The organism is Cellulomonas sp., assembly GCF_017744555.1.
Taxonomy (GTDB): domain Bacteria; phylum Actinomycetota; class Actinomycetes; order Actinomycetales; family Cellulomonadaceae; genus Cellulomonas.
The window spans coordinates 19,995-40,165 of the sequence record NZ_JAGIBD010000026.1 but is presented as its reverse complement, the minus strand read 5'-3'; the positions used below and the strand labels follow the sequence as shown (position 1 = coordinate 40,165).

Genomic DNA, 20,171 nt, shown 5'->3' with positions numbered 1-20,171 from the left:
GCCGCTCACGAGACGATCGTCGGGCAGACGACGCCCACGCACTGCGGGGTGTTCCCGTTGTTCCGGGCCGTGTTCCCGCCGAGATCCGTGGCGCCCGGCGCGTGGATGCCCCAGCCGGTGCTGCGCTTGACGGCGTTGCCGCCGAGCTGCAGCAGCGCGCCTGCGTCGGACAGGATGCCGTCGCCGTTGAACCGGAACCGGTTGTCGCGTGCCACGAGCGAATCCTGCTCGAACGGGTCGGGGTGCGAGGAGCCGGAGACCGACGCCGTTGTAGGTGAACGTGTTGCGCGCGAGCGTGCCCCCACCGCCACTGAGGAGCGCGCCTGTGCCGCTCCCGGTGATGACGGTGTCACTGACAAGGAGCGTGCCTTCGACCCCAGCCGTCACGGCGACGTCGCCCCCGACGAACCGGCTGTCCGTGATCGTCGCAGTGCTGAGCTCGCCCGCCGTCACGCCCAGCGCGTTGTCGACGAACCTCCCGTGACGCACGACGACCTGGCCGTAGTACAGCTTGATCGCCGCCTCCGTGCTCCGGGTGAACGTCGAGTCGTTCACTGTCGCACCACCCTCCGGCAGCCAGAGGCCGAGGCGGTTGTCGGCGAACGTCGACCGCTCGATCGTGGCCCCGGACCACCACGCGCAGACCACGCCGACGTCGTTGTGCTGGAACGTGGACCGCGTGACGGTCGTCTCCTTGGCGGGGCCGGAGTTGCTGCCCGTCTCCAGTCCCCGCCCGTTGTCCCGGAACGTCACCCGATCGATCATGAGCGGCTCTGGGCCGCTGCTGGGGTCCTCCTCGACCGGTGACGTCGCGATGGCCGTTCCCCAGTGGGCGAGAGTGCCGTTGACGACCTCGATCACCCCGAAGAACGTGAGCGTCAGCCCCGTCCCGGTGCCCGACCCGGACAGGGTGTGCCCGCCGAGGTCGAGCGTCACGCCGGGACGCAGGAACAGCCCGTCCCCGGGGCACGTGAGGTCCTGCCTGAGCTTCGTGTCGACCGTGAGGGTGTCACCGCAGGCCGGCGGCGGGGCGGCGCTCGCGGGCGCAGCGAGGAACGAGAGGGTGGCGGCAGCAGTCACCGCAGCGAGCAGGAGACGGACGGGCAGACGCATGGTTCCCCCAGGAGCGTCGTCGGCCCGCTGGCGCGGGCCGTGCGTCCACGGTCCCGCCGACGACGCACGGGTGACAACCCTTTCGTCCGCATAGGTCCGGAATCAGGCGACGTTGCGCCGTGTCGCCCGACGAGGCTCAGCCGTCCGGCGGTCCCATCTCCGGCCGGGTCCGCCGCCACGACGGCGGCGCCGCCCACCACCACGACTCCGCGAGCATGGCCCGCAGTGTCTCCTCGTCGGCCGCCGCGAGCCTGACCAGCAGGTACGCCGTGCCGGCGTGGTGGTCCGTCGTCTGGAACAGGTCCGGCTCCTGCGAGACGAGCGCGCGCCGCTCCCCGTCGTCCTGGACGCGCACCGTGACGCGCTCGTCGTCCCACATCCTCGCGACCATGTGATGGTGGAACCACGCGGGCTGCCCCCAGCTGGTCCGCTCGGTGACGTCGGGCAGTGCGAGCGCGAGCCGTCGCACGTCGTCCTCGTCCATGCCTCTCGCCGTGCCCGCGTCGGCCATGTCACCCATGGTGACGATGGAGGCATCGCGGCGCCACTCGTACACTTGTTCGATGGTCCGGGTGGTCGACTGGTCGAAGTGGCAGCAGACGCCACGCGGCTGGGTGCGTGTGCCGCCCGCGGCGTGCCCGGCGGGCCACCGGTGGACGACGAACGGCCCGGGCCGCCCGTCCGAGCGGTTCGTCACGTGCGGCTGCACGCTCGACCGGCACCACACCCTGTGGGTGTGCCCGACGTGCGGCATGCACTGCGCGGAGGGGTGCGACAACACGACGTTGTGGTCGGGCCACACCGTGTCGAGCGGCGTCACCCCGGACCGCCGCGGCACGGTCTGACGGCGTGCACGGCACGGTCCGACGGCACCCGCGGCGCGGTCTGACGGCGCGCCGCGGTCAGTCCGGGTCGACGACGTCCAGCTCGACCACGTCGTCCACGTGCATCAGCCCCAGCGCCGCGCGCGTCCACGTGGGCACGAACCGCAGCCCGTCCTCCCCGTGGTGCCGCACCGGGTGCGCGACCGCGTACACGCGCCGCCGTCGCACGAGCCGGGCGGGCTGCCCGGCCTCGATGTTGCGCAGCCACTGCACGTCGGGCCCGTACGTGAGGGCGACGGCGAACCCGCGCGCCGTGGGGAACGCCATGATCGGCGTGCGGTACCGGCGGCCCGACGAGCGGCCCACGTGGTGGAGCGTCGCGAACGGCGCGACGTCGTCCGACAGGCGGCCGAGCAGGGGGTTGGTGAACCGCCGGTTGACCGCGGTGACCCAGTGGGGGATGGGCATCGTCCGACGGTAGCGAGGGCCCGCCCGCGCCGCAGCAGCGCGGCTGCACCGAGGTCGGCTGCGCGCAACGTAGTGCCACCACCGGCCCCCCGCACCTGTTCCCGCGAGGTCTTCACAGGACGTCTCGCCCAGCGGCCCCCGGTTGCCGCTCGCGCACCGAGGTGGAGACGGTGGAGGCGTCCGACGGCGCCGCCCGCGAGGGTGGCGTCCCCCCGGAGGAGAGGAGAGCACCCGTGCTCACCCTGACCGAGAACGCCCGCTCGACCGTCCGTGACCTCACCACCCAGGCGGGTCTGCCCGACGACACCGGCGGCCTGCGGATCGCCGAGCAGGAGGCGGGCGGCTTCGAGCTCGCCCTCGTCGCGCGGCCCGCTCCGGGCGACGACGTGGTGACCGACGGCTCCGCACGCGTGTACGTGGACCAGGGCGCCTCCGTGGCGCTGGCCGACCAGGAGCTCGACGTGGACCAGTCCGCGCCGGGCGCGAGCTTCACGCTCGCCCCGCAGTGGGCGGCGCGCCAGGGCCTGCCGGAGCTCTGACAGCACGACGAAGGGGCGAGGAACCGTCACCCGGTTCCTCGCCCCTTCGTCGTCAGGTGGTCAGCTGCCGCCGAGCAGCTGCTCGAACGACGGCACCGCGTCGTACAGGCCGGCGGGCGCCGACGGCTCGCGGTCCGCGACCTCCTCCGCGAGCTGACGGCCGGCCCGGCGGATGCGGGCGGGCAGCGGGTTCGCGTCGTCGCCCCCGGCGGTGGCCCAGTCGTCCGTCGCCGCGAACACGGCGGTCGGCACGACGTCGGCGCGCAGGTAGGCGAACAGCGGACGCATCGCGTACTCGAGCGCGAGCGAGTGCCGTCCGGTGCCGCCGGTCGCGCCGAGCAGCACGGGTCGCCCGACGAGCGCGTCCTTGTCGAGGACGTCGACGAACGACTTGAACAGCCCCGAGTACGACGCGGAGAACACGGGCGTGACGGCGATGAGGCCGTCGGCGGCCGCGACCTGGTCGAGCACGGGCACGAGGTCCCCGGACGGGAAGCCCGTGAGGGTCATGTTGACGATCTCGTGGGCGACGTCCCGCAGCTCGACGGTCTGCACGTGCGCGGTGATGCCGCGCGCGGCGAGCTCGGCGACGGTGGCCTCGGCCAGCCGGTCGGCCAGCAGCCGGGTCGACGACGGCTGGCTGAGACCGGCGGAGATGACGACGATCGAGCGGTCGCTCATCGTTCCTTCTTCCTGATGCGTCTGGCTGGTGCTGATGGGCTCAACGCGTGACGGCGTCGGCTGCTTCCACGTCGTCCTCGGCGGTCTTGCCGGTCCAGTGGTCGGTCGCGGTGACGTTCTGCGTGGGCAGGGTGCCCGCGGCACGGGCGGCGGCGACGCGCTCGGCGTGCGACGGCGGGTTCGCGGGGACGTGCGCCGGACGGGCGGACTCCGCCTCCCGGCGGAGCACCGGGACGACCTCCTCGGCGAGGATGTCGATCTGCTCGAGCACGGTCTTGAGGGGCAGGCCGGCGTGGTCCATGAGGAACATCTGGCGCTGGTAGTGCCCGACCTTCTCGCGCAGCGCGCCGTACCGGTCGATGACCTGCTGCGGGCTGCCGACGGTCAGGGGCGTGTCCCGCATGAAGTCCTCGAGCGACGGGCCGTGCCCGTACACGGGCGCGACGTCGAAGTAGGGACGGAACTGCTTGACGGCCTCCTGCGAGCTCTTGTTCATGAACACCTGGCCGCCGAGACCGACGATGGCCTGGTCGGCCTGGCCGTGCCCGTAGTGCTCGAAGCGCTGCCGGTAGAAGTTGACCATCTGCGCGGCGTGCTCGATGGGCCAGAAGATCGCGTTGTGCAGGAACCCGTCGCCGTAGTACGCGGCCTGCTCGGCGATCTCAGGAGACCGGATGGAGCCGTGCCAGACGAACGGCGGGACGCCGTCGAGCGGGCGGGGCGTCGAGGTGAAGCCCTGCAGCGGCGTGCGGAACTTGCCCTGCCAGTCCACGACCTCCTCCTCCCAGAGGCGGCGCAGCAGCGCGTAGTTCTCGATCGCGAGCGGGATGCCCTGGCGGATGTCCTGGCCGAACCAGGGGTAGACGGGGCCCGTGTTGCCGCGGCCCATCATGAGGTCCATCCGCCCGTCGGAGATGACCTGGAGCATCGCGTACTCCTCGGCCAGCCGCACGGGGTCGTTAGTCGTGATCAGCGTGGTCGCGGTCGACAGGACGATGTTCTTCGTCGTGCCCGCGAGGTAGCCGAGCATCGTCGTGGGGGAGGACGGCACGAACGGCGGGTTGTGGTGCTCACCGGTCGCGAACACGTCCAGGCCCGCCTGGTCGGCGTGCTGCGCGATGGTGAGCATCGCGCGGACGCGCTCGGTGTCGTCCGGGGTGTGGCCGGTCGTCGGGTCGGTGGTGACGTCGCCGACGGTGAAGATGCCGAACTGCATGATGCGCCTCGCTCGTCTCGTCCTGGGCTCCCAGGTTTCCATGCGTTTGCATGTACTGCCGCTCCAACCGAGCACCCCCTGCGACTATTCCCCACAGCTCCGCGGGCCGCGAGGCCGCCCGAAACCTCCCACGATGCGCGTCGCCCGGGGCATCCGGTTAGCGTGAGTCACGTCCGGGGGTCGGGCACGTGGGGAGGTCGGTGCCGTGGCCGACGAGCAGATCAAGGTCCTGGTCGTCGAGGACGACGTCGACACCGCGCTGTACGTGCGCACGGTGCTCGCCCGACGGGGCGGGATGGACGTCACCGTGACGCACGAGCCGATGTCGGCGCTCGAGGAGGTCGCGAAGCGCCAGTTCGACGTGGTCCTCACCGACATCCAGATGCCCGGCATGAGCGGGCTCGACCTGCTCGGCGAGCTGCGGTCGCGGGCGGCCGGGGTGCCCGTCGCCGTCATGACGGCCTTCGCCAGCGTCGACTACGCGGTGGAGGCCCTGCGACGCGACGCCGACGAGTTCCTCGTGAAGCCCGTCGCGGCGGCGACGCTGCTCGAGAAGATCACCGCGCTCGCCGTCGAGGGCCGCCGCCGGCGAGAGTCCGCCGGACCCGGCGACGTCGTGCTGGCTGTCGGCGCACACCCTGACGACGTCGAGATCGGCGTCGGCGCCACGCTCGCCTCGCACCGCGCGGCCGGCGACACCGTCGTCATCCTCACGCTGTCCGGCGGTGCCGTCGGCGGCGACGCGGACGTCCGCCGGCACGAGGCGCTCGCGTCGGCCGCCGTGATCGGCGCGCGCCTGTACCTGCACGACTTCGAGGACACCCGCCTCGACCCCGCGTCGGGCCTCATCACGACGATCGAGGACACGATCCGCGAGGTGTCGCCGACGATCGTCTACACGCACTCGTCGCACGACCGCCACCAGGACCACCGCGCCGTGCACCAGGCGGTCGAGATCGCCGCCCGCAAGGTCCCGGCGCTCGCGTGCTTCCAGAGCCCGTCCTGCACGGTCGAGTTCCGGCCCACCCGGTTCGTCCCCGTCGACGGCTTCGTCGAGACCAAGCTGGACATGCTCGCCGCCTTCTCGTCGCAGTCGCACCGCGACTACATGGAGCCGGACCTCGTGCGGGCCACCGCCCGCTACTGGTCACGCTTCGGCACCGGGAAGTACGCCGAGCCGCTCGAGACCGTCCGCGCGGCGTCGATGCTCAGCGGCCGCTCGGCGACCGTGGGCGTCGCGGGTATCGCGGTCGCGTCCGAGGCGCAGTTCCCCGGCGAGCACGGCGTGGCGACGTGAGGCCTGCACGCGACGCCGAGCACCATCACGACAGAGCGAGCAGAGCGACGGACGACGGGACGGTGCGATGACACGGGTGCTGGTCACAGGGGCGGGCGGCCCCGCCGGGGTCGCGGTCATCAGGTCGCTGCTGCGGCGCGGCGACGTCGAGGTGTTCGCCGCCGACATGGACCGCTGGGCGAGCGCGATCTACCTGGTCCCGCCCGAGTACCGCCGACTGGTCCCGGTGGGACGGTCCGACCACTTCGTCGACACCGTGCGGCAGCTGTGCCGCGACGACCGCATCGACGTGCTGTTCCCGACGGTCGACGTCGAGCTGCCCCGCCTCGCGGCCGTCCGCGACGAGCTCGCCGCCGACGGCACGGTGCTCGCGTCGCCCGCGCTGAGCACCCTGGAGACGTGCCTCGACAAGCTCGCGCTCGCGCGGGCGTGCGAGCGGACCGTCCGGGTGCCGCGCACCGAGCTGGTCGGCACGCCGCAGGCCGTGAGCGGCTGGGACTTCCCGGTGATCGTCAAGCCTCGCCGCGGCGCGGGCTCGCGCGGCGTCCGGACGGTGTTCACGGCCACCGAGCTCGACGCCGTGCACGCCGACGAGGACCTGCTCGTGCAGGAGATGCTGCCGGGCGACGAGTTCTCGGTCGACGTGCTCGCCGGCCTCGACGGCAACGTCATCGCGGCCGTCCCGCGCGCCCGGCTGCGGGTCGACTCGGGCGTGGCCGTCGCGGGCGTCACGGTGCACGACGACGAGCTCGTCGAGACCGCGTCCGCCGTGGCACGCGCGATCGGCCTCACCACCGTCGCGAACGTCCAGCTCAAGCGCGACGCCGACGGGCGGCCCGCGCTCCTCGAGGTCAACCCGCGCTTCCCGGGCGCGATGCCGCTCACGGTCGCGTCAGGCGTCGACATGCCGTCGCTCACGCTCGACGCCGTGCTCGGCCGCCCCGTGCCCGACCGGGTCGACTTCCGGGAGGTCGCGAACGTGCGCTACCTCGAGGACGTGTTCCTGCCCGTCGACGAGATCCTGCCCGGCTGATGCCCGCCGTGCCGGGGCCGAAGGTCGCCCCCGATCACGCGGGTGCCCCGTCCAGGCGGGGCGACCACCACGTGCACTCGTCGTTCTCCGACGACGCCGTGAGCACGCCCGCCGAGAACCTCGCCGCCGCCGTCGCGGCCGGGCTCGACACGATCCGCATGGTCGACCACGTACGGCTCACCACCACGTACGTGCCGGACTTCCTCTCGGTGGTGCGCGCGCTGCCGCCCGTCGACGGCCTCACGGTCCTCACGGGCGTCGAGGCGAAGATCCTCGACGCGACCGGGGCTGTCGACGCACCCCCCGGGGTCCTCGCGACGCTCGGTACCGACCTCGGCGCCGACCGCGTCCTGCTCGCCGACCACCAGTTCCCCGGCACCGACGGGCCGTGGAGCCCGCGCGTCGTCACCGAGATGATCGCCGACGGGTTCGCCCCGCCCGACGCCGTCGAGATGCTCGTCACCGCCACCATCCGGGCCGTCCGCCGCGTGGGTCGCGCACAGCTCGCACACCCGTTCTCCCTGCTGCCCAAGATCGGCCTCGACGAGGACGACGTGCCCGACGACCTGCTCGACGCGCTCGCGGACGTGCTCGTCGCCACGGCCACCCCCGTCGAGGTCAACGAGAAGTGGCGTTGCCCGCGCGAGCGCATCGCCACCCGGTGGGCCGCCGCGGGCGTCGAGCTCGTCGCCTCGACCGACGCGCACGTCGCGACCGACGTCGGCGTGTACTCGTGGGTCCGGCCCGTGGCCCCGGACGGCCCCCCGGGCGGGCGCCGATGAACGACATGTGGCGCGCGGCAGTCGTCGCGCTGTGCGTCGTGCTCGTCGGCCTCGGCGTCGTGCCCGTCCTCGCGGGCGTCTACCAGTACCTGCTCGTGCCCGTGCACGCGTTCCGCAACCACCTGTCCCGCTCGCGCCCGTACCTGCCGAACGTCGTCATCGTCGTGCCGGCCTGGAACGAGGGCGCGGTGCTCGGGGCGTCGCTCGACCGGCTCATGCAGCTCGAGTACCCGCCCGACCGGCTGCGCGTGTACGTCGTCGACGACGCCTCCACCGACGACACCCCCGACGTCGTGCTCGCGAAGGCCGCCCAGTACCCCGGCCGCGTCGTGCACCTGCGCCGCGAGCAGGGCGGCCAGGGCAAGGCGCACACCCTCAACCACGGGATCCAGGTCGCGCTCGCGGACGGTTGGATGCAGGCGCTGCTCATCATGGACGCCGACGTCATCTACCGCCCGGACTCGCTGCGCCGCATGACCCGCCACCTCGCCGACGAGCGGGTCGGTGCGGTCACCGCGTTCATCCGCGAGGGCAGCGGCCGCCCCGGCGCGGTCGCGCGGTTCATCGGCTACGAGTACGTGACGGCCCAGGCGGCGGCGCGGCGCGCGCAGAATGTCATGGGCGCCATGGCGTGCCTCGCGGGCGGTGCCCAGCTCCACTCGCGCGCCAACCTCGAGGCCGTCGGGGGCCGGATCGACACGTCCACGCTCGCCGAGGACACGTTCACCACGTTCCTCACGCAGCTCGACGGCCGGCGTGTCGTCTTCGACGGGTCCGCCGTGGTGCTCGCCGAGGAGCCCGACTCGGTGCGGGCGCTGTGGAAGCAGCGCGTGCGCTGGGCCCGCGGCAACGTGCACATCACGCGGCGGTTCCGGCGCGTCTGGTTCCGCCACTCGCGCGAGCACCGCCTCGGGTCCGTCGAGTTCGGCGTCATCTGGTTCTCGATCTACCTGCTGCCCGTGGCGATGACGCTCGCCGCCGTCGGGCTCGTGGGGCTGTACTTCTCGGACGCGGTCGCGGCGACCGACGTGTTCCGCAGCCTGTGGTGGGTCGCGGTGGTCGCGTACGTGTTCATCACGACGATGACGCTGCTGATCGACCCGGACAGCGCGAAGCGGTCGTGGCTCGAGGGCCTCACGTTCCCGGGGCTCGGCGCACTCGTCGTCATGGTCGCCGCCTGGTTCCCGGGGTTCTGGGAGACGACGGTGCCTGGCTGGTTCGGGCTGACCCTCAGCCACACGGGTCTCGTGCTGTGGACGCTGCTGCTGTACACCTGGACGGTCCTCGCGATGGGACTCGCGTGGGTCGTCAAGACCGTGGAAGGTGTGCCCGCCGTGCGGTGGCTCACCAAGCCGTTGCTGTACGTGGTGGGGTTCGGGCCCGTGCTCTGCGCCATCACGCTGGACGCGTACGTCAAGGAGTGGCAGGGGGCCTCTCAGGTCTGGGACAAGACCGTGAAGACGGGCAAGGTGATGGGATGAGCACCGACGACGAGCGGCGCTGGGCGACGCTCACGGCGGACGCGCTCGAGGACGAGACGCGGCACAACGCGCGCGGCGAGCGGCGGCTGCTGCTCCTCGGGCTGGTCGCCGCGGCCGTCACGGTGGCGGTGCTGCTGCTGCACGGGGTCGTGCAGTGAGCGTGCGGGCGCTCGTCGTGGACGACGAGCATGACGAGCTGGCCCTGCTCGCCACGCACCTGCGGCGCGCCGGGTGCGAGGTCGTCGAGGCCGTGAGCGCCGAGGCCGCGCTGGACGACGACGACCACCTCGCGGTCGACGTCGCGTTCGTCGACCTGCGGCTGCCCGGGATGGACGGCTGGGCGCTCATCCGGCGGCTGCACGAGCGCCGACCCGGGCTGCCCGTCGTCGTGACGTCGGTGCTCGACCCCGAGGACTACCCGACCGTCGAGGCCGTCCTGCCGAAGCCGTTCACGGGCGCAGGCGTGCGGCACGCGCTCGACGCGGCGGTGCCGGGCTGGTCGGACGGGGGCACCGGGTGAGCGGCGAGGTCCCGGTCGTCCGAGCCGCGTACCCCGCCGAACCGACCGGCGCGGGAGGCCCTGCGGGCGTGCGCGACGACCTCTCCGAGGGCGGCTCGCGCTACCTCGTGCGGATCGCCCGGTTCCTCGGCCCGGACGCGGGCGTCGTCGAGCGGCAGCTGCCGTTCCTGTTCCTGTACGCGGTGGCGATGCTCAGCCTCCTGTCGCCGTCCGTGCCGCACACGGTCCCGTGGGCCATCGACGCGTCGGTCGCGGCCGTCCTCCTGCAGGTGGTGCTCGCCCGTGCGCTGCCGTGGGGTCAGTGGCCGGTGCCCTGGCAGGACGTCCTGCCCGTCCTGCAGATCGTCGCCATCGCCCTGCTCCGCTACGGCACCGGCGGGGTCGGGTCCTTCTACACGACGATGGTGTTCCTGCCGGTCATCGCCCTCGCCGCGCAACCGGGCCGTCGCGGTGTGGTGATCTCCGCCGTCGGGATGATCGGCGTGGTGCTGCTGCCGGTCCTCGTCGACGACGAAGTCGAGATCAACACCAACCTCGTCATCCGCAGCCTCTACCTCGCGCTCGTCGCCGTGGTCGTCGCCGTCACCGTCGACGAGATCACCGACCGCCTCCGGGCCCGCACGGCGTCCGTCGACACGTTGCGGGCCTCGCAGGAGGCGCTCCTCGAACGCACCCGCGCGGACGCGCTCGAGCTCGCCCGCGTCGCCAACTCCCGCCGCGCCGCCCGTGACCAGCTCGTCTCCGTCATCGACTCCGCCACCGAGCAGGCCATCATCGCGACGGACGCGACCGGGCTCGTCGAGGTGTTCAACGCGGGCGCCGAACGGCTGCTCGGGTACGGCGAGGGCGAGGTCGTGCACCGCATGCGCCTCACGGACTTCCACGTCCGCAGCGAGCTCGACGCCCGGCGGCGCCAGCTCTTCCAGGACACGTCGTCGGTCGACGAGCCGTCCGCGCTGCTCGCCCCGCTCGTCGCACCCGCGCTGGCCGGCCGCCCCGAGATGCGCAACTGGACGTACGAGCGCCGCGACGGCACGCAGGTGCTCGTCCGCCTCGCGGTCACCCGCCGGGCGGAGGCGGACGGGACCGTCACGGGCTACGTCGTGGTCGCGACCGACATCACCGAGGAGCAGGAGGCTGCGCGGCTCAAGGACGAGTTCGTCAGCCTCGTCAGCCACGAGCTGCGGACCCCGCTGACGTCCGTGCTCGGCTACCTGGAGCTGTTGCAGGACGGCACGGACCCGCTCACCGACGAGCAGCGTGAGTACGTCGAGGTCATCGAGCGCAACGCCCGCCGTCAGCTCCGGCTCGTCGGCGACCTGCTGCTCACCGCCCAGGTCGACGCGGGCACGTTCGCGATCGCGCCGCAGCCGGTGGACCTCGCAGACGTGGTGCGCGCGTCGGCCCTGTCCGCCGCGCCGGCGGCCGAGCAGGCCGGGGTGACGCTCGAGGTCGCCGCACAGCCGTCGCCCACCGTCGCGGACGCGCAGCGCATCTCGCAGGCGGTCGACAACCTCGTCTCCAACGCCCTGAAGTTCACGCCCGCGGGCGGCAAGGTCGTCGTCGAGTGCGCGCCGACCGTCGACGGCGGCGTGCGGGTGGCCGTGTCCGACACCGGCATCGGCATCGCACCCGACGAGCTCGGCCGCCTGACCACCCGGTTCTTCCGGGCGACCACGGCGACCCGCCGGGCGATCCCGGGGGTCGGACTCGGGCTCGCGATCACCAAGGCCGTGGTCGAGGCGCACGGCGGGACGCTCGACATCCTCAGCGCCGTCGGCGAGGGCACCACGTTCGCGGTCGTGCTGCCCGCGACCCCGTCCGCCTGACCTCCTCCGCCTGACCTGGTCCGCCTGGCCTCGTCCCGCCTGGCCAGGTCGCCCGACGACGTCCGCCCGGTTCGTCCGGGACCGATGTATCTGGACGGCTGTGCAGGTCCCCTTCTGCCCGTGCGCCGGGACACGGCGCCCCGGACACCACCCGGGACTCGCGCGCGGAACCCGTGCGCGAGCATCCCGGGCCAGGACGACGAAGGACGACGATGACCATCCTCAGCTCCCTGATCGGCTCGGACTACCGTCCCGCCGGCTCTGCCGCCGCCCGCGCGCTCCAGGACGTCGTGCCGGACGTGCACCTGCCCGGGTCGGACCGCTACGCCGCGCTGACCCGCACGAGCAACCTCACGCACGCGATCAGCCCGATCGCGGTCGTCGAGGCGCGCACCCCCATGGACGTCAGCCGCACGCTGCGCCTGGCCGCCGCGTTCGGCACGCCCGTCGCCGTGCAGGGCACCGGCCACGGCGCGACCGAGGAGATGCGCGGGGCGATCCTCGTGCACACGACCGCGTTCGACGAGGTCACGGTCCACGCCGACGAGCGCTGGGCGCGCGTCGGCGCCGGCGTGAAGTGGGAGCGGGTGCTCGAGGCGTGCGCGCCGCACGGGCTGGCCGCGCTGTGCGGGTCGTCGCCCGACGTCGGCGTCGTCGGCCTGCTCACCGGCGGCGGGCTGGGGCCGGTGGCCCGCTCGCACGGCCTGTCGTCCGACACGGTGCGCGCGTTCGAGGTCGTCACGGGCGACGGCGTCGTCCGGCGCGTGTCCGCGACCGAGCACCCCGACCTGTTCTGGGGCCTGCGCGGCGGCAAGGGGTCGCTCGGCATCGTCACGGCCGTCGAGATCGACCTCGTCGACCTGCCCGAGCTCTACGCCGGCGGTCTGTGGTTCGTCGGCGACGACGTCGACCGCGTGCTGCGCACCTGGGCCGTGTGGTGCGAGCTGCTGCCCGAGGAGGGCACCACGTCGGTCGCGGTCATGCGCCTGCCCGACATGGACCCCTTCCCCGGGCCGCTGCGCGGCTGTGTGTCGCTGCACGTGCGGTTCGCGTGGACCGGTGACCCGGGCGTCGGCGCCGAGATGATCCAGGCGATCCGCTCCGCGGGCGACGCCGTGCTCGACTCCGTCGACGTCATGCCGTACCACGCGCTCGGCGACGTCCACGCGGACCCGGTCGACCCGATGCCGCTGCACGAGACGACGATGCTGCTCGACGACCTCGGTCCGGACGGCGTCGACCGCCTGATCGAGCTCGCCGGCACGCAGGCGCAGACCGCGCAGGCGATGGTCGAGGTCCGCCAGCTCGGCGGCCGCGTCCGCGAGGGCGACTCGTGCGCGTTCGCGCACCGCGACGCCGCGTTCATGGTGTTCACGATCGGGCTGATGATCCCCGAGATCGCGCAGGTCGTGACGCGCGACGCCGCCCGCATCCACGCGGGTCTCGAGCCGTGGGCGCGTCCCGGTGCGCTGCCGAACTTCACCGACACGGCCGGCCGCGCGTGGGCCGACCGGGTGTTCACCCCGCTGGTCGCCCGCCGGCTGCGCGCGCTGTCGCTCGCATACGACCCGGCGGGGGTGCTGCTCGCCGCGCGCGGCGTGCGGTCCTGACGCGTCCGCCGCCCGGGCGGCGGTGGACGTGCCGGAAGGGGGACGGGGGAGCCGGGCACGTGGGAGGGACGTGCCCGGCTCCGCTGTGCTCGGACCTGCCCTGCCGACCGCTCAGCGGGCGAAGGGTGCGGTCCGGGGGCGCTGGAGGACCGGCGACGGTCCGTCGTGGCCAGGCCCGGCCGACGGGCGTGCCAGGGTCGTCGGGTCCTCGGCCCCGACCGTCGGGGACGAGCCGGTGCCGGGGTCCGTCGTGCTCGCGGTGGTGCCGTCGGGCGTCGCGCTCGGGGTCGGCGACGCGAAGTCGTCGGGGGTCCCGACCGAGACGAGCGCGACCTCGCTCGTGTCGGTGAACTGGGCCGACGTCTGCCCGATGACCGGCCCCACGGCGGCGACCATCCCGAGCAGCACGGCGGCGCCGAGCCGCGTCCAGCCCGCCCGGTCCGCGAGCCGCCGGGCCGTGCCGGTCGTGCCGCTCGTGCCGGCCGTTCCGGTCGTGCCCGTCTCCCGGGTCGCGAGGGCCGTGAGCGCGTCAGCCGAGGAGGAGCGCATCGAGCCGCCTCTCCTCGCTCGTCCTCGCGCGCTGCGCACGCCGGCGGGCGTCGCTCATCGACAGCACCTCGAGCGTCGCGAGGCTGACCAGCGGCGGCACCAGCATCACGGCCCGGCCCGTCGCGGAGCCGGCCCACTGCAGCACCCACCCCCAGCCGTGGTGCACGCCGAGGATCACGCCGCGCACCCGCGTGTACGGGGTCGCGTTCGGGTCGGGCACCGGGTTCGCGTCGCCCTTCGTGATGATGTACTGCCGCATCTCCGGCTCGGTCCCGATGCCCCCGGCCGCGACCATCTGGCCGGTCTCCTCGTCCTGCGTGAGCACCGGCATGCTGCGCAGCTCGACGATCCGGTGCGTCACGAGCGTCTCCGAGCCGAGCGGCCAGAACGAGACGACCTGCCCGACCTTGAGCTGCGACGCGTCCGTGATCCGCCGCATCACGACCGCGTCGCCGGCGTCGAACTTCGGCGCCATCGACCCCGACGTCACCACGAGCAGCCGCTGCTCGTGCGCCTGGAACCACAGCGGCACGGCCAGCGACGTCGCGTACGCCAGGCCGCACACCACGACGACGGTCCACAGCGCGACCGACACGAGCCGGCGCAGAGGCGGCACCGGCGTGCGGCGCGTCGAGGCGTGCAGGACGGTCGCGTGCTCGACCCGTCGGTCGACGGGCTCGGCAGGCTCGCGTCGCGAGGCGCGGATCATGACTCGGGTCGACTCCAGGGTCAGGACTTCTGGGAGCCGTGGGCCGTCTGCGAGGCGTAGAACTTCAGCGACACCGCGGTGGCCGTGCCCTGGTAGGCGTTGTCGTCGGCGGTCGACGGGAACGACACCTTGACGCACAGCGTCTCGGCCTGCGTCGAGCCGAGCACCCGGTTCTTCGCGTTCGACTCGAGCGTGCGGTCGCCGACCAGCGCGGCCTCCGACGTGCTCAGCCCGGTGATCGTCGCGAGCGGCGTGGCGCCGTCGGTGTCGGACGGGGCGGTGCAGCGCGGAAGGTCGGCGTACACGTCGAGCACGAGGCGGTCGGACAGGTGCGCGTCGTCCGCGCCCGTGCCCGCACCGGTCTGGGTGTCGGTGTTCGTCGCGGTGTACGTGACGGCGTACCAGTACGAGAGCGTCCCGGCGTTCGTGACGTTCACGGGGGCGACGACCGCGTCGCCGGGCATGATGCCGCCGTCGAGCACGGGCAGCGTCAGCTCGTCCGTCGTGAGGTCGATCGTCCCGGACGTGATCGCCGAGCCCGTCGTCGCGTTGTCGGTGAAGAGCGCCGCCGTCGTGAGCTTGGTGACCCCCACCACCGCGAGCCCCACGATCACGACCGTCATCCACAGCCTGCGACGCCGCGGGGCGTCCTTGGGCGCAGGCGCGGGGTCGATCATCTCCTGCAGCAGGTCGTCCATCACGGCGGTGTGCTCCTCCGGGCTTCTGGTGTGGGTCTGGGGGGATCAGGCGGTGGTGCGTGTCGAGACAGACTCGGCACATCGGTGGTTATCGGCAGGTCGGGCGGGGGACTTGAGCGATCTGCACGAATTTCCTGAGGTTCTCATGAATTGGGCTCTGAACTGGCGGTTCGCGGTGATCGCGCCGCTGCGGCGCCGCCCCTGGCACCCGTTCCGGTGGTGGTGCGGCCGGGTCCGACCGGCGCCGCGGCCGTGGCGGGCGGGCGCGGCCGGCGCTGCCGGGGCACGTCGCTCAGGGCGGGCAGAGCCGCCGCCGGGACGGCCGGCGAGTACCAGAAGCCCTGCGCGTGGTCGACGCCGAGCCGGCGCAGCGCGGACGCGGTCTCCTGGTCCTCGACGCCCTCCGCGACCACGCGCAGGTCGAACGAGTGGGCGAGGTCAACCATCGCCTGGACGACGACCTCGGAGCCGGCCCGCCCGCCGTCGCGCAGGTCCGACACGAACAGCCGGTCGATCTTCAGCTCGTCGACGGGCAGGTCGCGCAGCTGCGCGATGGACGTGTTCCCGATGCCGAAGTCGTCGATCGCGACCTTGACGCCGATGCTGCCGAGCCGCTTGAGCACGGGCACCACGCGGGACGGGTCGGCGACGAGCGCGGTCTCGGTGATCTCGACCTCGAGCAGCTCGGGCGGCACGCCGTGCCGCTCCAGCAGGCCCTCGATGACGTCGACGACGGTCGACGACGTGACGTCGTGCGCCGACAGGTTCACCGCGACAGGGGTCACGCGCCCGTCGGCGCGCCACAGGGCGAGCTGGGCGACGGCCTGCGACAGCGCGAACCGGGTGACGTCGTGGATGAGGCCCGACTGCTCCGCGAGCGGGATGAACGTGCCGGGCGCGAGGATGCCGCGCGTGGGGTGCCGCCAGCGCATGAGTGCCTCGAGGCCGACGATCTTGCCGCTGTGGAGGTCCACCTTCGGCTGGTAGTGCATCTCGAGCTGCGGCTCGGCGTCGGCGTCCGTGTCGAGCGCGTGGTGCAGGTCGCCGAGCAGCACGAGCCGGGCCGGCGACGAGTCGTCCTCGTCGGCCGAGTACACCGACACGCCCGTGCGGTGGTGCTTCGCGGCGTACATCGCGACGTCGGCGGTCCGCATGAGGGACGACGAGTCGTGCGCGTGGTCGGGCAGGCACGCGACGCCGACCGACGTCTCGACGTGCAGCGACAGCTCGCCGAGCGTGAACGGCGGCACGAACAGCGCCCGGACCCGGCGGGCGAGCCGCTCGGCGTTCGCGACCGAGCGCACGTCCGGCAGCAGGATCGCAAACTCGTCGCCGCCGAGCCGGGCCACCACGTCCTCGTCGCGCAACGCGCCGCGCAGCCGCTCGGCGACCTGCTCGAGCAGCTCGTCGCCGCGGTCGTGACCGAGCGAGTCGTTGATGTCCTTGAACCGGTCGATGTCCAGCAGCACGAGCCCGACGCGCGACCCGTCCTCGTGCGCCGCCGTGACGGTGCGCCGCATGCGCTCGGCCAGCAGGCGACGGTTCGGCAGGCCCGTCAGGGAGTCGAGCAGCGCGAGCCGGGCGTTCTCGAGCGCGGTGGACTGCAGGCGTCGCGACGTCGTGAAGACCGTGCGGAACAGCAGCAGCCACAGCGCGACGAGGCCGCCGCCGACGACGAGCCCCACGGTCCGGACCGCGTCCGAGAGGGCCGCCTCCGACGCGGTGTGGTCGAGCAGGATCTCCGCGGCGCCGACGACCTCGTCGGGGTGCGGTGCGGCGGCCGGGGTGCTGCCGTCCCCGGCCGTGCCGTCCGCCGCGGCGCCGTCCGCCCCGGCGTCCGTGACCCGCGGTCCCGCGGTGTCGGACGCGCGCACCGGGACGTACACGTCGAGCACCCGGCGCTGCATGGCGGACCCGCCGTCGCCGGGGACGTCGTGGTCCCGCAGGTCGACGAGCACCTCGGCGTCCGCGGCGCCCGACCGCTGCACGTGGGCGAACCGGTCGTTGTCGGGGAAGCCCGGTCGCGCCCCGGTCGTCGACGAGTACATGAGCAGGCCCGTCGCGCTCCACAGGCGGATCTCGACGAGCCGGTCGCCGAAGCCGGTCGCCGCGCTGTCGATCTGCGCCTGCTCCTCGGGCGACACGAGCCCGTCGGCGAACGCGTCGGACGGCACGGAGCCGACGGTGTAGGCCGTGAGCGTCTCGGCCGACGCGGTGCCGTCGCGCAGCGCCTGCCCCCGCATCACGTTCGACGTGACCCACACGAGGGCGCAGCCGAGCGCGGCCATCGCGACGACGGACACGACGGCGAAGTAGCGCGTCAGTGACCAGCGTCGGCGAGCGGCGGACGTCGGCACGCGGCACCTCGGGATGGACGGATGGGGCGCGCCGGGGCGGCATGCGCTAAGGCGAAGGGTAGGCGGTCACGACCGGAACTCACGACATTCCAGGTCAGAGTGCCGCGTGCCGGACGTCCGACGGGTGCGACGCGCCGGTCGAGCGTCCAGGAACGCGCCCCGGGCCGGCCTCGGGAACGGCGAGCGGGTGCGTGGTGTTGGAGCGACACGAAGGAGGTTCTCCGATGACCTACGAGGTGACCAAGTCCGACGACCAGTGGCGGCTCGAGCTCGCTCCGCAGGAGTTCGCGGTGCTGCGCCAGGCGGGCACCGAGCGGCCCTGGACGGGGGCGTTGCTCGACGAGAAGCGCGAGGGCGTGTACCGCTGTCGCGCGTGCGGCAACGAGCTGTTCCGCTCGGACACCAAGTTCGACTCGCACTGCGGATGGCCGAGCTTCTTCTCGCCGCTCGCCGGAGACCGGGTCGAGCTGCTGACGGACCGGAGCCTGGGAATGGTCCGGACCGAGGTGCGCTGCGCGCGGTGCGGCTCGCACCTGGGGCACGTGTTCGACGACGCCCCGCAGACGCCGACGGGCGACCGGTTCTGCATGAACTCGGTCAGCCTGACGTTCGAGCCGGCCGCCGCTGCGCCGGAGGTGTGACACGACGCCCCAGGCGCCGTCACCCGCCCGGTGACGGCGCCCGGGGATGTGAACGCTCACCAGCGGAGCCGCCGTTCGAACCGTTTCGAGCGTGGTCGGCGTGTCGTCACCCGACACGCTGACAGCGGGCGTCCAGATGGTTGACATGACTGAAGGTCGACGCAGGTCCTGCCGATAATGCAGGCGTGGAAGAGGTCCTGACTGTGCGGCGGTGGCGGCGCTACGGCGCCGACCGCCTGTTCGTCACGGAAGAGACCGGCGCCCGGCTCGGATCCGTGGATCTCCAGTCCGGCGAGGTCGTCGCGGACGACCCCGAGCGCGAGGCCGGTCTGCGCCGCGCCGCCCAGGCGTGGCTCCGCACCGACGCGCGCGTCGACGTCACGGAGCTGGTGCTCCCTGTGCCCACCACGCCGCCCGACGCGCTCGACGCGCTCGACGAGGCCGCGCTCCAGGCCTGGCTCGGCCCCGACTCCCGCGACGTGCCCGACGACCGCTACCGCACCGGCCGGGCCAGCTCGCTGCGCGCCCGTCTGGACCGGCTGACCGACGAGGGCTGGGAGGTCGTCCGCGACGTCCCGCTCGGCCGTCAGGGCGACGTCGTCGAGCACCTGCTCATCGGCCCCGGCGGCATCTTCACCGTGGGCGAGCGGCGGGACGCCGGGGTCGCATGCCCGAAGGCCGGCACCGCGGACGACCCCACCGACCGCGCGACCGCCGGCTCCGCGCACTCCGGCATCCCGTCGTGGGCGGCCACGCCGGCGGAGAGCCAGCCGTCCGTCGTCGTGGACGGACGCCAGATGATCGTCGACGGGACCCCCGTCGCCGCGCTGCGCGTCGCCCGGCTCGAGGCGGCCCGCGTGCACGGCCTCCTGGTCGCCGCCGCGATCTCCGGCATCAGCGTCCGGGGCGTCGTCGTGGTGCAGGGCGACCTGCAGGTGGTCGGTCCCGCCGGCCACGACGACCCGCTGGTCGTGCACCGCACCGACGTGCCCGGCCTGTTCCGCCGGATGCCCGTGCGGCTCGACCCCGCCCGCGTGCACGCGATCGCCCAGATCGCCCGTCGCCGCCGCACCTGGTCGCACTGAGCGCACGCCTCCGCGTCGCGCGGGCCGATCGGTCGCCCGCAGCGGCGCACGTTCGTGCAGGCGGGCGGATCTCGCTTCGGTGAGTGACACGTGTCCGTGAGGCACTCTGGGTGCCAGCACCCAGGCCGGACTGGACGCGTGCACAGATCGTTGCCCGAGACGAGCCCGCCGGACGGCCTCGTCAGTCAGGATGTGGCCGTGGTCGACGAGAACTTCCTGCAGCTCGAGCGTGAGCTGGGCCTGCTGCTGCGCCGGGCCCAGGCCTCGTCGACGGCGCTGTCCCGTCGTGTGCACCCCGACCTGGAGCCTTCCGCGTACGTGCTGCTCGCGCACATCGTCGCGACGCCCGGGGTCCGGGCCAGCGACCTCGCGAGCTTCATCGGCGTCGGGCGCGGCACCATCTCGCGCCAGCTCAGCCGGCTGTCGGCCCTCGGGCTCGTCTCGCGCCGCCCCGACCCCGAGGACTTCCGGGGCCAGCTGCTCGACCTCACGGACGAAGGGCACAAGCGCTTCGAGGCAGCCCAGGCCGCCCGCCGGTCCTACCTGCACACCGCGCTCGCGTCGTGGTCCCAGGACGAGGTCGACGCCCTGGCCCTGCAGCTCGCGCGGCTGAACGCCGACCTCGCGGACGTCCGGCGCACGGAGGACGTCGCGGACTGACTGCCCCGACAGCACGACGACGCCGCACCCCGTGAGCCGGGGTGCGGCGTCGTCCGGTCCCGGCCGAGGTGGGCCGGGC

22 protein-coding genes and 1 pseudogene are annotated in these 20,171 nt (G+C 73.4%); 13 read left to right on the top strand and 10 right to left on the bottom strand.

Going from position 1 to position 20,171, the window contains the following annotated elements:
- Nucleotides 1-5: 5 nt before the first annotated feature.
- The 3 genes and pseudogenes from J7523_RS15425 to J7523_RS15420 form a co-directional block, all read right to left on the bottom strand.
- A complete protein-coding gene (locus tag J7523_RS15425; RefSeq protein ID WP_291888484.1) occupies nucleotides 6-215 on the bottom strand; it encodes a hypothetical protein in 210 nt (69 codons plus the stop codon).
- Nucleotides 216-324: 109 nt separating this feature from the next.
- Nucleotides 325-765: pseudogene (locus tag J7523_RS20625) on the bottom strand (right-handed parallel beta-helix repeat-containing protein); the annotation flags it as partial.
- Between the two features lie 484 nt (nucleotides 766-1,249).
- Nucleotides 1,250-1,624, bottom strand: coding sequence for an MmcQ/YjbR family DNA-binding protein (locus J7523_RS15420; RefSeq protein WP_291888481.1), 375 nt, complete (start codon nucleotides 1,622-1,624; stop codon nucleotides 1,250-1,252).
- Between the two features lie 52 nt (nucleotides 1,625-1,676).
- On the opposite strand from J7523_RS15420, the gene J7523_RS15415 reads away from it, so the two are divergent.
- Nucleotides 1,677-1,958 carry a hypothetical protein gene (locus J7523_RS15415; RefSeq protein ID WP_291888478.1) on the top strand — a complete coding sequence of 94 codons (282 nt, stop codon included), beginning with the start codon at nucleotides 1,677-1,679 and terminating at the stop codon, nucleotides 1,956-1,958.
- Nucleotides 1,959-2,015: 57 nt separating this feature from the next.
- On the opposite strand, the gene J7523_RS15410 is transcribed toward J7523_RS15415, so the two are convergent.
- Nucleotides 2,016-2,405 carry a nitroreductase family deazaflavin-dependent oxidoreductase gene (locus J7523_RS15410; protein WP_291888475.1) on the bottom strand — a complete coding sequence of 130 codons (390 nt, stop codon included), beginning with the start codon at nucleotides 2,403-2,405 and terminating at the stop codon, nucleotides 2,016-2,018.
- Between the two features lie 233 nt (nucleotides 2,406-2,638).
- On the opposite strand from J7523_RS15410, the gene J7523_RS15405 reads away from it, so the two are divergent.
- The gene (locus J7523_RS15405; protein WP_291888472.1) at nucleotides 2,639-2,944 is read left to right on the top strand and encodes an adhesin; all 306 of its coding nucleotides are present in this window, start codon (nucleotides 2,639-2,641) and stop codon (nucleotides 2,942-2,944) included.
- A 60-nt stretch (nucleotides 2,945-3,004) separates the two neighbouring features.
- Here J7523_RS15405 and J7523_RS15400 read toward each other — a convergent pair whose 3' ends face one another.
- Entirely contained in the window at nucleotides 3,005-3,625 is a 621-nt protein-coding gene (locus J7523_RS15400; protein WP_291888469.1) for an FMN reductase, read from the bottom strand.
- 40 nt (nucleotides 3,626-3,665) lie between these two features.
- Nucleotides 3,666-4,841, bottom strand: coding sequence for an LLM class flavin-dependent oxidoreductase (locus J7523_RS15395; RefSeq protein ID WP_291888466.1), 1,176 nt, complete (start codon nucleotides 4,839-4,841; stop codon nucleotides 3,666-3,668).
- A 205-nt stretch (nucleotides 4,842-5,046) separates the two neighbouring features.
- On the opposite strand from J7523_RS15395, the gene J7523_RS15390 reads away from it, so the two are divergent.
- The 8 genes from J7523_RS15390 (at nucleotide 5,047) to J7523_RS15355 (ending at nucleotide 13,393) form a co-directional block, all read left to right on the top strand.
- On the top strand, nucleotides 5,047-6,138 hold the full coding sequence (locus J7523_RS15390) for a response regulator (RefSeq protein ID WP_291888463.1): 1,092 nt from the start codon (nucleotides 5,047-5,049) through the stop codon (nucleotides 6,136-6,138).
- 67 nt (nucleotides 6,139-6,205) lie between these two features.
- Nucleotides 6,206-7,171 (top strand): ATP-grasp domain-containing protein, encoded by a 966-nt coding sequence (locus J7523_RS15385; protein WP_291888460.1) that lies wholly within the window; start codon nucleotides 6,206-6,208, stop codon nucleotides 7,169-7,171.
- Nucleotides 7,171-7,953, top strand: a complete 783-nt coding sequence (locus J7523_RS15380) for a PHP domain-containing protein (protein ID WP_291888458.1) — start codon at nucleotides 7,171-7,173, stop codon at nucleotides 7,951-7,953. Before J7523_RS15385 ends, J7523_RS15380 begins: the two co-directional genes overlap by 1 nt.
- Nucleotides 7,950-9,434 carry a glycosyltransferase gene (locus J7523_RS15375; protein WP_291888456.1) on the top strand — a complete coding sequence of 495 codons (1,485 nt, stop codon included), beginning with the start codon at nucleotides 7,950-7,952 and terminating at the stop codon, nucleotides 9,432-9,434. Before J7523_RS15380 ends, J7523_RS15375 begins: the two co-directional genes overlap by 4 nt.
- On the top strand, nucleotides 9,431-9,592 hold the full coding sequence (locus J7523_RS15370) for a hypothetical protein (RefSeq protein WP_291888453.1): 162 nt from the start codon (nucleotides 9,431-9,433) through the stop codon (nucleotides 9,590-9,592). Before J7523_RS15375 ends, J7523_RS15370 begins: the two co-directional genes overlap by 4 nt.
- The gene (locus J7523_RS15365; protein ID WP_291888450.1) at nucleotides 9,589-9,954 is read left to right on the top strand and encodes a response regulator; all 366 of its coding nucleotides are present in this window, start codon (nucleotides 9,589-9,591) and stop codon (nucleotides 9,952-9,954) included. The genes J7523_RS15370 and J7523_RS15365 overlap by 4 nt, the downstream gene beginning before the upstream one ends.
- A 68-nt stretch (nucleotides 9,955-10,022) precedes the next feature.
- The gene (locus tag J7523_RS15360) at nucleotides 10,023-11,783 is read left to right on the top strand and encodes an ATP-binding protein (protein ID WP_291888447.1); all 1,761 of its coding nucleotides are present in this window, start codon (nucleotides 10,023-10,025) and stop codon (nucleotides 11,781-11,783) included.
- Between the two features lie 212 nt (nucleotides 11,784-11,995).
- Nucleotides 11,996-13,393 carry an FAD-binding oxidoreductase gene (locus J7523_RS15355; protein WP_291888445.1) on the top strand — a complete coding sequence of 466 codons (1,398 nt, stop codon included), beginning with the start codon at nucleotides 11,996-11,998 and terminating at the stop codon, nucleotides 13,391-13,393.
- Nucleotides 13,394-13,504: 111 nt separating this feature from the next.
- Here the strand turns inward: J7523_RS15355 and J7523_RS15350 are convergent, their stop codons facing one another.
- From J7523_RS15350 to J7523_RS15335, 4 genes are all read right to left on the bottom strand, one after another.
- Entirely contained in the window at nucleotides 13,505-13,942 is a 438-nt protein-coding gene (locus J7523_RS15350; protein WP_291888443.1) for a hypothetical protein, read from the bottom strand.
- Nucleotides 13,923-14,651 (bottom strand): signal peptidase I, encoded by a 729-nt coding sequence (locus J7523_RS15345; protein WP_291888441.1) that lies wholly within the window; start codon nucleotides 14,649-14,651, stop codon nucleotides 13,923-13,925. Before J7523_RS15345 ends, J7523_RS15350 begins: the two co-directional genes overlap by 20 nt.
- A 20-nt stretch (nucleotides 14,652-14,671) precedes the next feature.
- Nucleotides 14,672-15,349, bottom strand: coding sequence for a TasA family protein (locus J7523_RS15340; protein WP_291888502.1), 678 nt, complete (start codon nucleotides 15,347-15,349; stop codon nucleotides 14,672-14,674).
- Nucleotides 15,350-15,492: 143 nt separating this feature from the next.
- Nucleotides 15,493-17,706, bottom strand: coding sequence for an EAL domain-containing protein (locus J7523_RS15335; protein WP_291888438.1), 2,214 nt, complete (start codon nucleotides 17,704-17,706; stop codon nucleotides 15,493-15,495).
- 224 nt (nucleotides 17,707-17,930) lie between these two features.
- Here J7523_RS15335 and msrB point away from each other — a divergent pair, with 224 nt between their 5' ends.
- The 3 genes from msrB (at nucleotide 17,931) to J7523_RS15320 (ending at nucleotide 20,092) form a co-directional block, all read left to right on the top strand.
- On the top strand, nucleotides 17,931-18,347 hold the full coding sequence (gene msrB, locus J7523_RS15330) for a peptide-methionine (R)-S-oxide reductase MsrB (protein WP_291888435.1): 417 nt from the start codon (nucleotides 17,931-17,933) through the stop codon (nucleotides 18,345-18,347).
- A gap of 185 nt (nucleotides 18,348-18,532) precedes the next feature.
- A complete protein-coding gene (locus J7523_RS15325; protein ID WP_291888433.1) occupies nucleotides 18,533-19,432 on the top strand; it encodes an NERD domain-containing protein in 900 nt (299 codons plus the stop codon).
- Nucleotides 19,433-19,630: 198 nt separating this feature from the next.
- A complete protein-coding gene (locus tag J7523_RS15320; RefSeq protein WP_291888430.1) occupies nucleotides 19,631-20,092 on the top strand; it encodes a MarR family transcriptional regulator in 462 nt (153 codons plus the stop codon).
- The last annotated feature ends 79 nt before the right edge of the window (nucleotides 20,093-20,171 follow it).

Excerpts from the sequence above, each read along its gene's own strand:
- J7523_RS15420 (WP_291888481.1), bottom strand. The coding sequence starts at position 1,624 with ATGGCCGACGCGGGCACGGCGAGAGGCATGGACGAGGACGACGTGCGA.
- J7523_RS15415 (WP_291888478.1), top strand. The coding sequence starts at position 1,677 with ATGGTCCGGGTGGTCGACTGGTCGAAGTGGCAGCAGACGCCACGCGGC.
- J7523_RS15410 (WP_291888475.1), bottom strand. The coding sequence starts at position 2,405 with ATGCCCATCCCCCACTGGGTCACCGCGGTCAACCGGCGGTTCACCAAC.
- J7523_RS15400 (WP_291888469.1), bottom strand. The coding sequence starts at position 3,625 with ATGAGCGACCGCTCGATCGTCGTCATCTCCGCCGGTCTCAGCCAGCCG.
- J7523_RS15395 (WP_291888466.1), bottom strand. The coding sequence starts at position 4,841 with ATGCAGTTCGGCATCTTCACCGTCGGCGACGTCACCACCGACCCGACG.
- J7523_RS15385 (WP_291888460.1), top strand. The coding sequence starts at position 6,206 with ATGACACGGGTGCTGGTCACAGGGGCGGGCGGCCCCGCCGGGGTCGCG.
- J7523_RS15380 (WP_291888458.1), top strand. The coding sequence starts at position 7,171 with ATGCCCGCCGTGCCGGGGCCGAAGGTCGCCCCCGATCACGCGGGTGCC.
- J7523_RS15375 (WP_291888456.1), top strand. The coding sequence starts at position 7,950 with ATGAACGACATGTGGCGCGCGGCAGTCGTCGCGCTGTGCGTCGTGCTC.
- J7523_RS15370 (WP_291888453.1), top strand. The coding sequence starts at position 9,431 with ATGAGCACCGACGACGAGCGGCGCTGGGCGACGCTCACGGCGGACGCG.
- J7523_RS15355 (WP_291888445.1), top strand. The coding sequence starts at position 11,996 with ATGACCATCCTCAGCTCCCTGATCGGCTCGGACTACCGTCCCGCCGGC.
- J7523_RS15350 (WP_291888443.1), bottom strand. The coding sequence starts at position 13,942 with ATGCGCTCCTCCTCGGCTGACGCGCTCACGGCCCTCGCGACCCGGGAG.
- J7523_RS15345 (WP_291888441.1), bottom strand. The coding sequence starts at position 14,651 with ATGATCCGCGCCTCGCGACGCGAGCCTGCCGAGCCCGTCGACCGACGG.
- J7523_RS15340 (WP_291888502.1), bottom strand. The coding sequence starts at position 15,349 with ATGGACGACCTGCTGCAGGAGATGATCGACCCCGCGCCTGCGCCCAAG.
- msrB (WP_291888435.1), top strand. The coding sequence starts at position 17,931 with ATGACCTACGAGGTGACCAAGTCCGACGACCAGTGGCGGCTCGAGCTC.